15 protein-coding genes and 1 pseudogene are annotated in these 13552 nt (G+C 48.1%); 2 read left to right on the forward strand and 14 right to left on the reverse strand.

Annotation, left to right across the window (positions count from 1 at the left end):
- Nucleotides 1-117: 117 nt before the first annotated feature.
- The 12 genes from ACUN27_RS23160 to ACUN27_RS23215 form a co-directional block, all read right to left on the reverse strand.
- Nucleotides 118-1419 carry a pyrimidine-nucleoside phosphorylase gene (locus ACUN27_RS23160; RefSeq protein ID WP_315949182.1) on the reverse strand — a complete coding sequence of 434 codons (1302 nt, stop codon included), beginning with the start codon at nt 1417-1419 and terminating at the stop codon, nt 118-120.
- A 71-nt stretch (nt 1420-1490) separates the two neighbouring features.
- Complete coding sequence (locus tag ACUN27_RS23165) at nt 1491-1874, reverse strand: hypothetical protein (protein WP_315949181.1); 384 nt, start codon at nt 1872-1874, stop codon at nt 1491-1493.
- 278 nt (nt 1875-2152) lie between these two features.
- Nucleotides 2153-3007: a purine-nucleoside phosphorylase gene (locus ACUN27_RS23170; RefSeq protein WP_315949180.1), complete on the reverse strand. Its 855-nt coding sequence runs from the start codon at nt 3005-3007 to the stop codon at nt 2153-2155.
- A 38-nt stretch (nt 3008-3045) separates the two neighbouring features.
- Nucleotides 3046-3873, reverse strand: coding sequence for a purine-nucleoside phosphorylase (locus ACUN27_RS23175; RefSeq protein ID WP_315949179.1), 828 nt, complete (start codon nt 3871-3873; stop codon nt 3046-3048).
- A gap of 39 nt (nt 3874-3912) precedes the next feature.
- Nucleotides 3913-5085: a phosphopentomutase gene (deoB, locus tag ACUN27_RS23180; RefSeq protein ID WP_326063832.1), complete on the reverse strand. Its 1173-nt coding sequence runs from the start codon at nt 5083-5085 to the stop codon at nt 3913-3915.
- A gap of 109 nt (nt 5086-5194) precedes the next feature.
- Nucleotides 5195-6091, reverse strand: coding sequence for a site-specific tyrosine recombinase XerD (xerD, locus tag ACUN27_RS23185; protein WP_315950361.1), 897 nt, complete (start codon nt 6089-6091; stop codon nt 5195-5197).
- Between the two features lie 76 nt (nt 6092-6167).
- On the reverse strand, nt 6168-6407 hold the full coding sequence (locus ACUN27_RS23190; protein ID WP_315949176.1) for a DUF4227 family protein: 240 nt from the start codon (nt 6405-6407) through the stop codon (nt 6168-6170).
- A 59-nt stretch (nt 6408-6466) separates the two neighbouring features.
- Nucleotides 6467-7597: an alanine dehydrogenase gene (gene ald, locus ACUN27_RS23195; protein ID WP_315949175.1), complete on the reverse strand. Its 1131-nt coding sequence runs from the start codon at nt 7595-7597 to the stop codon at nt 6467-6469.
- A gap of 166 nt (nt 7598-7763) precedes the next feature.
- A complete protein-coding gene (fur, locus tag ACUN27_RS23200; protein ID WP_315949174.1) occupies nt 7764-8249 on the reverse strand; it encodes a ferric iron uptake transcriptional regulator in 486 nt (161 codons plus the stop codon).
- 105 nt (nt 8250-8354) lie between these two features.
- The gene (gene spoIIM, locus ACUN27_RS23205; protein ID WP_309492296.1) at nt 8355-8996 is read right to left on the reverse strand and encodes a stage II sporulation protein M; all 642 of its coding nucleotides are present in this window, start codon (nt 8994-8996) and stop codon (nt 8355-8357) included.
- Between the two features lie 63 nt (nt 8997-9059).
- Entirely contained in the window at nt 9060-10238 is a 1179-nt protein-coding gene (locus ACUN27_RS23210) for an endonuclease Q family protein (protein ID WP_315949172.1), read from the reverse strand.
- Nucleotide 10239: 1 nt separating this feature from the next.
- A complete protein-coding gene (locus ACUN27_RS23215; protein WP_326063831.1) occupies nt 10240-10794 on the reverse strand; it encodes an NUDIX hydrolase in 555 nt (184 codons plus the stop codon).
- 96 nt (nt 10795-10890) lie between these two features.
- Between ACUN27_RS23215 and mciZ the strand changes: the two are divergent.
- Nucleotides 10891-10956: pseudogene (gene mciZ / locus ACUN27_RS23220) on the forward strand (Z-ring formation inhibitor MciZ); the annotation flags it as partial.
- 34 nt (nt 10957-10990) lie between these two features.
- On the opposite strand, the gene ACUN27_RS23225 reads toward mciZ, so the two are convergent.
- Together ACUN27_RS23225 and ACUN27_RS23230 are read right to left on the reverse strand one after the other, a co-directional pair.
- Nucleotides 10991-12115 carry a DUF3866 family protein gene (locus ACUN27_RS23225; RefSeq protein ID WP_326063830.1) on the reverse strand — a complete coding sequence of 375 codons (1125 nt, stop codon included), beginning with the start codon at nt 12113-12115 and terminating at the stop codon, nt 10991-10993.
- 127 nt (nt 12116-12242) lie between these two features.
- Nucleotides 12243-13373, reverse strand: a complete 1131-nt coding sequence (locus ACUN27_RS23230; protein WP_326063829.1) for a M20/M25/M40 family metallo-hydrolase — start codon at nt 13371-13373, stop codon at nt 12243-12245.
- Between the two features lie 73 nt (nt 13374-13446).
- Here ACUN27_RS23230 and prli42 point away from each other — a divergent pair, with 73 nt between their 5' ends.
- A complete protein-coding gene (prli42, locus tag ACUN27_RS23235) occupies nt 13447-13551 on the forward strand; it encodes a stressosome-associated protein Prli42 (protein WP_307719957.1) in 105 nt (34 codons plus the stop codon).
- The last annotated feature ends 1 nt before the right edge of the window (nt 13552 follow it).

Below are 13552 nucleotides of genomic sequence, written 5' to 3' on the forward strand. Positions count from 1 at the left end.
ATCAGTCTTGACGATTTTCCCTCAAAATATTCCAAAGGAAGGAAAATAAAAAAGCTATCTCAAAGGTCTAAAAACCTGAGAGATAGCCTTTTGCATAAGCGTGAGCCTGTGCCTGTTCTAAACAATCACATCATAAATCAATTGAACAGGAGCCGGTTGACTAGGTGCAATACGATAAGCCCCTTGAATCATCGCCGTGACTTCCTGTACATCTTCTCGATTGGCATGAATGGTGCAGATCGATTCCCCGGCCTGGACAACGTCACCAATCTTCTTATTCAAAGTCAGACCTACAGCGTAGTCGATCTGATCCTCTTTCTTGGCGCGTCCTGCGCCAAGCAGCATGGCCGCGATTCCGATATGCTCGGCATCGATTTGATTCACATAGCCATCTTGCTCGGCTGGCACTTCAAAACGATAGCTCGCTGTCGGCAGCAGCTCCGGTTGATCCACCACCCTCGGATCGCCTCCTTGGCTCGCTACAAACCGCTTGAACGTCTCGAGCGCCTTCCCGTTCATGACAATGTCGCGAACAGCCTCCTGCGCCTCTTCAAAGCTCTCAAACACTTTGCCTAGCAGCGACATATATGCCGCTACGGAAATCGCGACTTCGGTTAGCTCCTTGTCGCCTGTGCCGCGAAGCACTTCGATGGATTCGCGAATTTCGTTCGCATTGCCGATTTCGCGGCCAAGCGGCTGCTCCATATCGGTGATCATCGCAATCGTATTGCGATTCAATTTCACGCCGATATCGACCATTGTGCGGGCAAGCACTCTTGCATCATCGACGGTTTTCATGAAAGCCCCCGAACCGATTTTCACATCAAGGACAATCGCGTCAGCGCCTGAGGCAATTTTCTTGCTCATGATGGAACTGGCAATCAACGGAATAGAGTCTACTGTCGCGGTTACATCTCTCAGTGCGTACATCTTTTTATCAGCAGGAGCCAAGTTGCCGCTCTGGCCAACAATCGCAATTTTATTGGTATTAACTGCTGTAATAAAATCCTCTTTCGATAATTCAATCTGGAAGCCCGGAATTGATTCCAGCTTATCCACGGTTCCGCCGGTATGACCAAGACCCCTGCCTGACATTTTGGCGACCGGTACGCCGAGAGAAGCAACGATCGGGCCGACAATCAGACTGATTTTGTCCCCTACTCCGCCCGTCGAGTGCTTATCCACTTTAATCCCGGCAATCTCCGACAGATCAATCATTTCCCCCGATCCAGCCATGGCCATCGTTAGTGCGGATATTTCCTCACTGATCATGCCATTAAAGAAAATCGCCATCAACAACGCTGACATTTGATAGTCCGGGATATCACCTTTTGTGTAACCCTGTACGATAAACGTGATTTCTTGTTCGGTTAAAACCTCACCGGACCTTTTCTTATGTATTAAATCAACCATTCTCATGCGAGTTCCTCCTTCAATAATAAATCGAAAAAAGGGAGCTGCTTGAGCCCCCCTTTGTACTATTATTCTCTTTATTGTACAACTAATTTAGCTTTCATTTTAGCGTGACCTTCGCCACATGGCAGTACGCAATCAATTTCATAAGTTCCCGGCTTGTCAAACGTAATTTCTTTTGAAGGGTTTTCTTTATCCAGCTTGACATCCAACCCTTTAATTTCGATTGCATGTACGCCTTCTTTCAAAGACAAGGAAACTTTCGTAGGCTCGCCACTTTTGATCGTGTAGTCGGTCGAGTCAAATTGCCAGTTCGATGCTGCAATTTTAAGCTGTTGAATTTTGCTGCCGGCTTCCTCTGCTGCTTTCGCCTCTTGGCGTTCAGAGATATCTTGAAAAAGGACTCCCAGCCCCAGTGCGCCCGCAAGTATAAATAACACAAAGAAAATCCACTTTTGCATGCATATCCCCCTCATAATGTGTTCACTTCATCTATTCTACCTAACATCGCGAGACAATCCCATACAGGTTTAGTGGCAAATCTTTGAATATTTTGTGACGGAATTGTGAATGAATCCTCGTAAAAACATCCCCCTTATCGGGGGATATTAACTTTACTATTTCCCACACGAATGCAAATTACACACCGTGCAGTCTCTCCCGAATTTGGAAGCTGCCGGACCATGTTGTTTGCTTCTTTATCGCTACAACCTGTAGGGTTTGTTACTTTTCAACTCTTTTATCCCAATTGCACGTCACGCACAAAAGCTTTGACCAAAGCGATGAACTTCGGTTTCGTCCGATTGGCTACCGCGACAACCTGTTCATGCGTTAGAGGTTCAAGCTCCTCGCCCACCGCCATATCTGTAATACACGAGATGCCAAGCACCTTAAGTCCCGCATGACGAGCCGCGATGACTTCACCTACGGTGGACATGCCGATCGCATCGCCGCCGATGCGAGCCAGCATCGTCAGTTCAGCCGGTGTGCAGTAAGTAGGTCCTGTTATCCCTGCATACACGCCTTCCTGAAGCTTCAGAGGCACGCCATCCTCTCCCACAACTGTTTGGGCCAGCTTATGCGCAAGCTCGCGATACTCGCGGCTGTACGCTTCGGACATATCCGGGAAGCGAACACCCAGCTCGCTGTGGTTAGGTCCGATTAACGGATTGTCACCCGTCATGTTGAGATGATCGCTAATCACCATGAGGTCACCGGCTTTGAAACCGCGATTCATACCGCCCGCCGCATTCGTCATGACAACGGAATGAACGCCGATTGCTTTCATGACATACACAGGGAAAACAACCTTTTTCATATCATAACCTTCGTAATAATGAAAACGCCCCTGCATCACGATGACTTGCTTGCCTTCAAGCGTTCCTGCGACAAAACGGCCTTCATGCCCTTCAACCGTTGAAACCGGAAAATGCGGCACTTCGCTGTAATCAATCGCAATCGGATTTTCTACCTGATTCGCCATATCGCCAAGCCCTGAGCCTAAAACTAGCCCGATAACAGGTGCGACATCCCCTAATTTTCCCTTAATAAACACTGCTGCTTCATTAATTTTCTCTATGTACGTCAATGCCATTTTGATCTCCTTATCTGATAAATAACCTCAATTTGTAATTAAATAGCCTCAATAATGCCCAGTACTAATTTCAAAAACTTAGGTTTGACTTTCTCCGTCGTTTCCATCACTTCTGCGTGGGAAAGCGGTTGGTCCAAAATGCCGGAAGCCATATTGGAAATGCAGGAGAAACCAAGCACCTCAATGCCTGCATGACGGGCTACGATCACTTCAGGTACTGTAGACATACCCACGGAGTCACCGCCCAGTGTACGGAACATACGGATCTCTGCCGGAGTTTCATAGTTAGGTCCGAGAAGTCCAACATAAACACCTTCCTGCAGTTTAAAATCTTGCGATGCCGCCACGTCATGCGCCAATTTACGCAGACGTTTGCTGTACGCTTCCGACATATCCGGAAAACGAACGCCTAGCGCAGAATCATTTGGTCCGATCAAAGGATTGCGGTACGTCAAATTCAAGTGATCGCTGATAACCATCAAATCGCCGACTTGGTAAGACTCGTTAATGCCACCAGCTGCATTCGTGACGATCAACGTTTCCACACCCAGCTCTTTCATAACACGAACAGGGAAAGAAACGGTTTCTGCGCCATAACCTTCGTAAGCATGGAAACGGCCCTTCATGACCAGCACTTGCTTACCTTTAATCGTACCAACGACCAGCTCCCCCGCATGACCTTCGACGGTGGATACCGGAAAGTGCGGGATTCGCGAGTAGTCAACGACGATCGGCTGCTCGATTAAGTCAGCAAGCACGCCGAGTCCTGAACCTAATATAAGTCCGATTTGCGGTTTAATCTTTGTTTCCTTCGAAATAAAGGCGGCTGCCTCTTGAATCTTTTGAATCATGGATGTTTCTGACATGTTATATTCCTCCTTGGCTTTTTCAGTTCGGCAGTCGCTTTATTTGAGAAGATGCAGGAAACTCTCGCCTTGATCTGTAGGCTTAACACCGAAATTGTCGGCAATGGTAGCCCCAAGATCAGCAAATGTTCCACGGATTCCCAGAGAAACAGGGGCCTCAAAGCTCGGGCTATATAGTAAGATAGGCACATACTCGCGTGTATGATCTGTTCCCGCATGCACGGGATCATTGCCGTGGTCCGCTGTAAGGATCAGCAGATCTTTCGGACCTAGCTGCGCTTTGAGCTGCGGTACGAAGCTGTCGAATTCCTCCAGTGCTCGGCCATAACCTTCAGGGTCGCGACGATGACCGTATAACGAGTCAAAATCAACGAGGTTTGTAAAAGCCAACCCTTTGAACGGCTCGCCAAGTACTTCGATCGTCTTCTGTATGCCGTCTAAATTGCTTTTTGTGGACGTTGCTTTCGTGACGCCCTCGCCGTCAAAAATATCATTGATTTTTCCAATGGCAATGACATCATATCCCGCGTCCTTCAAGTGATTCATCACGGTCGGCTCCGGCGGCTTGACCGCGTAATCATGCCGATTCGGCGTACGCTTGAAAGCTCCAGGCTCGCCAACATAAGGTCTCGCAATGACGCGGCCTACTGCAAATTCGCCTTGCGTTAGACGTCTGGCAATTTCACATGCACGGTACAGCTCTTCAAGTGGAATCACATCTTCGTGAGCAGCCAATTGAAATACACTATCTGCCGACGTGTAGACGATCCAAGCTCCTGTTTTCATCTGTTCTTCGCCAAGCTCATCTAAAATTTCTGTCCCTGAAGCCGGTTTATTACCGATGACCTTGCGCCCTGTCTCCTGCTCAAACTGGGAAATCAATGCTTCCGGGAATCCATCCGGATATACGTTAAACGGTGTAGAAATACGAAGCCCCATCAATTCCCAGTGCCCCGTCATCGTGTCTTTTCCAACCGATACCTCGGCCATTTTGCCATAATAAGCTTCTGGCGCGTCAGCTGCCGGGATGCCTTTTATCTCAGCGATACTGCCTAGACCCATACGCTGCAAATTAGGAAGCGAGAATCCACTCACTCTCTCCGCGATATGTCCAAGCGTGTGGCTGCCTGTGTCGCCAAACTCTTTGGCATCCGGTAATTCGCCGATGCCTACGCTATCCAATACGATTAAACCTATTCGTTCAAAGCGCACACTTGTCCCTCCAAATTGTTCACAATGTTATCCACCCTTGATTATCGCATTTCCTTTCTATGAATGCAAAACAGCAGCTTTTCCTGAAGGAAATCGCCGCTGTCATCTTTTACATATTCGCTCTCGGATGAGCGCGGTTATAAACATCTTTCATTTTGAGCTTTGTGACTTGCACATAGAGCTGTGTGGACGAAATATCGGAATGTCCGAGCATTTCTTGGACGGATCTTAAATCTGCACCATTTTCGATCAAGTGGGCAGCGAAAGAATGCCGCAAAGCATGAGGTGTGATTTCACTCTCAATCTTCATCTCATTTGCGTATCTTTTCAAAATTTTCCAAAAGCCCTGTCTCGTCATCCGGGTCCCTAAGTGTCCAATAAATAAAGCCTCTTCGTCCGCCGACTTCTTCAACAATTTCTTGCGATCTTTATGTATATAGGCGGTCAAGCAGCGAATAGCAATTGAACTAAGCGGGATATTACGCTCTTTGTTCCCTTTTCCCATACAGCGAATGAAGCCAAGTTGCAGATGAACGTCATCAACGTTCATCGAGATAAGTTCAGAGACGCGAATTCCCGTTGCATACAGCAGTTCAAGCATCGCTTTATCGCGCACGCCGCTCACAAGCTCAAGATGAGGCGCATCCAGCAATTTGCCAACCTCTTCAACAGAAAGTACCTTGGGCAGCTTCTTTTCCAGCTTAGGCGCTTCAATGAAAAGGGATGGATCTGCGTCCACCAAACGCTCTCTCAGCAAATACTGATAGAAAGCACGGATCGAAACAAGATTCCGAGACAAGGTGGCTGTAGCTCTGCCTAGCAATTTCAATTGGGATAAGAAACCCGCAATGTTGGTTTTGCTTGTTTCTTTCCAAGCTGTAATCCCCTGCCGTTGCAAATAGTCAACAAACTGCTGCAAGTCTCTTTCGTAAGATTCCAGTGTATTCTTGGATAGTCCGCGTTCTACAGACAAAAATCGGATGAAGGATTGCAAATCAACCATCATCATGTTATGTAGCTCCTTCGTTACCTGCCATATTTCTAACAGTTAGCATTCAACGATGGACCTGCGAACTCCTCTTTTATTCACCATACCAATAAAATAAACGCAGCCTGTCACTCATTTTGTCTGACTCTGGAAACGATGCATGCTCATGCTGTCCAAACACCTTGACGGAATTGCCCGCTGGCGCGCGGTAGCGGTTCACAGGCTCTATCCAGCTGGAGAGTACTAACATCACTTGATACAGAACAACCGTTAATGTCATGAAAAGCAGCATAAAGCGCAAGCGAACAAGTAATTTTCGATAGGAAAAAATCATAGGCCAGGTCCCCATTTCTGTCCCTTTCTTTAGGACAGGATATGAGGCTCAGGCCCTGTTTATGACAGATCGGACAACTTCACATAAGGCATCCCCAGCGCTTCTGCAACGGCTGGATGGGTAATGCTGCCTTTATACGTGTTAACCCCCAATTGCAGGGCGTAATTAGCTGTGATCGCCTCTGTTAATCCTTTATTGGCAAGCTCCAAAGCGTACGGCAATGTTACGTTCGTCAAAGCAAGCGTCGAAGTCCGAGGGACTGCGCCGGGCATATTCGCTACCGCATAATGCACGACACCGTGTGTCTCATAGGTAGGGCTGCTGTGCGTGGTCACCCGGTCGATCGTTTCGATCGAACCGCCTTGATCCACGGCGACATCCACAATGACAGCGCCAGGCTTCATCGTTTTGACCATCGCTTCCGTCACTAGCCTTGGCGCTCTCGCTCCTGGAATAAGAACCGCCCCGATCAAAAGATCTGCTTTGGCAACGGCACTTGCTATATTAAACGGATTCGACATCAAGGTATTCAGCCTGCCACCGAAAATATCGTCCAAGGCACGCATCCGATCCGCGCTCCGTTCGATAATGGCAACATTAGCTCCTAAACCAAGCGCCATCTTGGCTGCATTGGTTCCAACAATTCCTCCGCCTAGGATCACTACATTCGCAGGTGGTACGCCTGGTACACCGCCCAATAGAATGCCGCGCCCGCCATAAAACTTCTCCAGAAAATGAGCGCCGATTTGGACGGACATACGACCGGCAACTTCGCTCATCGGCGTTAACAGAGGAAGCGATCCATTGGGGAGCTGAATGGTTTCATAAGCAACACCTGTCACCTTCTTGTTCAGCAGGTGGTCTGCCAAATCCCCCGCAGCAGCCAAATGCAAATAAGTGAAAAGCAGCTGCCCCTCCCGAAAATAGCCATATTCCGCAGGGAGCGGTTCTTTCACTTTCATAATCATATCGCTGCGCGCCCATACCTCAGCGGCCTCCGCAACAAGAACGGCGCCTTCCTTGGCATAATCCTCGTCGCTAAACCCGCTGCCCGCTCCGGCACCGGCTTCAACGAGCACTTTATGTCCAGCCATAATAAGCGTCGTTGCTCCGCCTGGAGTCAATGCGACGCGATTTTCATTATTTTTTATTTCCTTTGGGACGCCGATTACAAATGATTGCTCCGTCATTCGCGTCTACCTTCTTTCTCATGAACGTTAGTCATAATGTACCCATGCTTCCAGTCCAATTATGTGGAAGGAGATTCTATTTTCTAATATCCAGTATATGAGAAATAAGCAAAAATGCCTGTACGCACTCCATGTGCTTACAGGCATTTTCTTTGTATGAACAGCTCTATTCCGTGCTGTTATTTTTGGATTTGTCCAATGAGTCCGGTTTCCCTCGTTCGTTACAGCGATAGCATATACCTTGAAAATCTAGTCGATGATCCAATACTTGAAAATGAAAATCCTTATCCAGCCTTTCTTCTAAAGGCCCGAGCCAGTCTTCCATAATTTCATCCACGGTCCCGCATTGAACGCAGATTAAGTGATGGTGATGGTGACGTGTGCTGTCATCGCGCAAATCATAACGAGCTACGCCATCGCCAAAATTCATTTTCTCCAAGACATGCAGCTCACTCAGAAGCTCTAATGTTCGGTACACGGTTGCCAGACCGATTTCCGGAGCTTTATCCTTCACAAGCATAAACACGTCTTCGGCACTTAGATGATCTTGTTCATTTTCTAATAGTACACGCACAGTCGCTTCCCGTTGAGGGGTAAGCTTGTACCCTTGGGATTGCAACTGCTGCTTAATTTTCTCAATCCTTGCTTCCATATGCCTCCCCCTCAGAAAGGTGGGCATCCAAGCCCAATTTTAGCCACTCTTTTCATTATAGGGGGAGCTTACTGACAAAGTCAAACAGAAACATGTTGTTTTCTGTCATCCATAGAGCGGAACCAGCATCGGCGTGACCCATTTCATCATCAATTGCGAAACATAGCCCTCCCAAAGTGCTGCCCCAAGAAGGAAAACACCCATTAGCAACGTCAAAGTTGTGAATCGCATGAAGGGTTGGTACATGTTGCCATTGCGGCTCATAAACCTATTTTTAATCATATAAATGGAAAAAGACATCGCTGCAACACTACAGAAGAGAATCGCCGGAATGACGATCAAATTTTGCGGAGCTACAGAAACCAGCGCGAACAACATGCCTTTCCAAGACATTTGACCGACCAGATAGCCAACCGTAAAGCCAATCAACACACCCTTTAGGAAATCCAGCACAAGGATAAGCGGAAGGCCAATCACGGACAGCCCAAACAACCAGATCAGTAAAATCCACTTCATGTGCATGCCAAAAGATTGAACGAACGACTGCCTGCTGTCAAATTCGCCGCCATCATTAATTTCATGGAAAAAACTTCCCAAATGACGCGTCATCTCCTGCTTTTGTTCCAAGGAAAGCGCATTAACCATCACGGCACCGAACACAACACCAATGAGAAAGAGTACGGAGACGAATATAAATAGCGGCAGATTGTCCTTCATATATTGTTTCATCGTTAGGTTCCTATTCACTCTCGCAGCTCCTCCCGTGTGTACAACCTCTACAAAGACAAGCTTATGAGCGAGACCTGGAAACTATGAACGATTTTTCACTTTGCCATATCTTCCGCCTCCGCCAACCTCCAACGAAAGCGTACCTTCACGCGCACCGACAAGGTAAGCGGCTATTTCTTCACCAACTTCACTAACCAGCTCTTCGTGCGTCGTGCGATGCAGCACATTCATCTCCGTTCCGAAACGGTGAAGCAATTGATTCAATTTCTTAGGACCAAGCCCAGGGATAAACTCCAGTGGGACTTGAAAATGATACGCCGGCCTGTAAGGTGGCAGATACGGCTCTTCGCGATCCGCCAAATCCAGTATGCGATCCATAACGCCTCGGACGATCTTATTGCTGCCACAATCTGCGCAGCGCTCTACGGTGCCCTCTTGCTCATCCAACACGGCTTCACATAAGGAGCAATAGGTGCGGTGATATTTTCCCAACCGGGGATTCAGTCCGTAATTTGCGACCACGCTACGCCCTTCCAGGCGATGAAGCGCCTTAACGAGCTCATCATAGGTAGGCGCAGCTAGCTGTATCTCGTTATATTCACGCCCGATTTTACCCAGCGAATGCGCATCTGAATTGGTTATAAATGTAAAAGGATCGAGCTCAGAAATCAGTCCAGCCATCTCCGAATCGGCGCTTAGTCCAAGCTCCACAGCGGAGATACCTTGCAGATCAAGCAGATTTTCCATCCTGCTCGTTGCGCTGCCGTATACGCTTTTGTGAGGTGTGAAAATATGAGCGGGAATCAGGATTCCCCCTCTGCCAAGCACCTCCTCCTGCAATACTCGCGCAGGCACATATATTCGCTGTGAGCTGAGCTCTACATTTTTCATATGCCCCTTCATCCAGTTTGTAAATCCCTGCATGACCTCAAGATTGGGCATATACGCTAACAAATGTGCTGGCCCCATGCCTGGTTCCCTTACTTCAATCTCACTTCCCAGCATGACGGTTGTATCCCGGTACCTGATACCTCCACCTTCCAGTTCTGCCATCTCACCACGATCCAAATAGGTCAGGATGTCGTTTTGCACGGATGGCGAATGGCAGTCGATGATGCCAATGATCTCCATCCCTTTGCGGACGGCCGCTTCATGGGCAATATTGAAAAAGGTCAGGTTATTCGCGGCGCTTATCTTCACAGCTTGGCCGCTCTCGGTTCGTCCAATATGAATATGAAGGTCTGCGTAATAAGATTTCATCCTAGATCTGGCCCGTTAACTTGTATAGCTGCCAAGCATAGACAGCCATAATGGTTTTGGCATCGCTGATACGCCCTTCCCGCATATACGCTTGAGCTTGCTCCAGCGTAATGGCTTCACACTCCAGAAATTCATCCTCATCCGGATTGGCGTCTCCTTTGACCAAATCTTCCGCGATATAGAGATGGATAATTTCATCAGCAAATCCCGGGGATGTATAAAAGGAGCTCACCAACCTTACGTTGTCAGACCGATATCCCGTTTCTTCTTCCAACTCGCGTATAGCCGCCTTCAACGGTTCTTCCCCTGCATCCAGCTTGCCCGCCGGGATTTCAACCTGGCTTTTCTCCAATGGTTTTCGATACTGCTCCACGACGATCATTTTATCCCCAATTAATGGAATGACCGCTACGGCACCTGGGTGCTTCACGATTTCTCTCGTTGCCGTTTCCCCATTTGGCAGTGTAACGGTGTCTAGCTGAAGTGATATGATTCTGCCTTTATAAATGGACTCCGTTTGTACAGTAACTTCTTCGAATTTCTTATGTACGGTCATTTGGACACCTCGTCAATTTCTAAAATGGTATAACTTGTCCTACTTTTGCATATCGATCATTATATCAAATTTCAACCGGAAAAGAGGAAGATCGATATGAAGAGCTATATCGCGGAAAAACAAATTCGTTTGGTGGGAAAAGCCTGGGAAGTCAAACATCAGCTTGAACTCATGGTGCAGCAAGGCGGGCCGAACGTCACGTTGATTGATTATGCAGCTGGATTGCACAATCAACCGCAGCGCAAACACCTTGGAAATAAACAGGATCCTGCCGTAATCCCCTTCCCATCGAGGTAATCGGCAGCGGATATGGGCGTAAGGACTCCGCGATTTGCTCCGCCGATACAGATGGCATCATCCTTATTCGATGCATCTCCAAACGGTTCAGCTGCTCTTGAATTATCGCATATTCCTCTGCAATACATTGCGGGAAAGGCACGATAGCCGGACATCTCGCAGCAAGCTCCAAAGCCGTTAGCGTATGGTGGCTAATCCCTCGATGCCGTGGCCGCTCATCGGCAAAGGAAAGGCGCGGTATCACAATTGGAGTCCCGCCTAAGGCGTATACGGCATTAACGAGCTCACCGACTTCGATACCGGAATAGCCGTACCGTGTACCTGTACCGACAATTCCAGGTCCCATCGTTACGAGACATATGTCCGCTTTGGCAGCATGTTTAGCCGCAATCAACGCGCTAAATTTGTTTACTGCCTCCAGCTTTCCACCGTAAGCCTGACCATACGTAATTGTATTTTGAAGCCATCCCAAAGCTTCCAGTTGTGCGATATGCTGACTCCAGGCAAGTGGGAGTGCGCCGCCATCCGTCATGATGTAGGCTGCGTTCCTCGTCATTTTAACCGGTTGATCCGGTTGCTGTTCACGGTATCGAAGCCAACAGAGCACCACAGGAAGCATACTATGTAATTCCCCAAGCAAGACAGGCATCCCCTCCAGGGTTTGCTCTTTTTGAAAAAGAGGATGAAACCTGCTGATCTCTTCCTCCACAGCAAGCACACTCCGCTGTAACGGGGTGTATTTGAGTTTCATAATATGTCCGTCGGATAGATGTTCAGCAGCAGAGAGATCACTGCTTATTGCGTCAGCAGGCAGGACGATGTGATAACCTCCTGAGCCTAGTCCAAGCTCCTCAGCCGTTACATTCAGAACAACCACATCACCGGGACGAAGCGGCGGTGAACTATCGGTATAATGGACAGCGCGCTCCTCCTTGCCGCTATGCCGCATGATAACACGGACGACCTGCAGCCCTTCCCTAACGGAAATAACCGCGCTTACCTTGCCTTCTGCCCGCCTCAGCATCCAAATATCCCCCTTTCGGCTCGTTCCTCTTTGCAGCATATGTGGCTTAACGCAGAGTTAAGCTTATTATCAAAAAAACCGACTAGAGAGCCAACATTTGGCATCAACTAATCGGTTAGACAAACAATTAAACTTTTGCAGCTTCTTTCACAAGAGCAACGACCAATTCAGCCGTTTTGACCAGATCGCTAATAGCGATATGCTCTTTGGTCGTATGAATTTCGTGGTAACCGACGGCAAGATTCACCGTTGGAATCCCCATGCCGTTAAAGATGTTCGCATCGCTGCCGCCGCCGGAGTGGAACGTGCGAGCCGTTAATCCAAGCGTTGACAACGCTCTGGACGTAAGCTGAACGATAGGGGCAGAGTCATCATGCATGTAAGAAGCATAAACGATGTCTGCGTTAAACTCGCAAGTCGTTCCTGCATCTGCCGCTGCGGATTCACAAGCTTCTTTCATCGCAGCGATTTGCGCTTCCAGCTTATGCTGCACGATGCTGCGAGCTTCCGCTTCCATCTTCACTTTATCGCATACCACGTTAAGTGGACCTACACCGGAGAAACTGCCGATATTCGCCGTTGTTTCACTGTCAATGCGACCAAGCGACATACGCGAAACAGCCTTGGAGGCAACTTGGATGGCACTGATGCCATCTTCCGGATTAACGCCTGCGTGCGCTGATTTGCCATGGAAAATGATCTCGATTTCCGCACGGCCCGGAGCTGCAGTAGCAATATCACCGATGCTGCCATTGGAATCCAGCGCGAAGCCGAACTCTGCTTCCATCATGCTGCGATCCATGGCACGAGCGCCTTTCAGACCGCTTTCTTCCCCTGCTGTAATAACGAATTGAATACGGCCATGAGGAATGTTTTGCTCTTTAAGCACTTGAATACCTTCAAGCATTGCTGCTATGCCCGCTTTGTCGTCACTGCCCAAGATCGTAGTCCCATCGCTGCGGATGTAACCATCATCGCCAATTTGCGGCTTGATGCCTTTACCAGGAGCAACGGTATCCATGTGCGATGTAAAGAAAATCGTCGGGATTGCGGCATTGCTGTCCGTCGCTTCCAATGTACAGATCAAATTGCCCGATCCGTGACCGCTTTTTGCCATCGAATCATCTTCAACGACTTTTAATCCTAAATTACTGAACTTCTCTTTCAGAACCACACAAATTTCTTGCTCGAAGCGTGTTTCACTGTCTACTTGTACGAGCGATATGAATTCTTCCACTAAACGGTTTTGCTGAATCATGTACTTTCCTCCGATACTCACTATGGGTTACAATAATACGGTACAAGCTTTTACGATAAAGGAGTGACTCTTCATGTTGCAGAATAGACGTTGGTTTAAAGTCGTGATTTACGTAATGCTCATCACCATGCTGCTATCCAGCATATTGTTTACTGCCGGATTATTTTTTGATTCCTAGT

This window comes from Paenibacillus sp. WC2504, assembly GCF_052682475.1.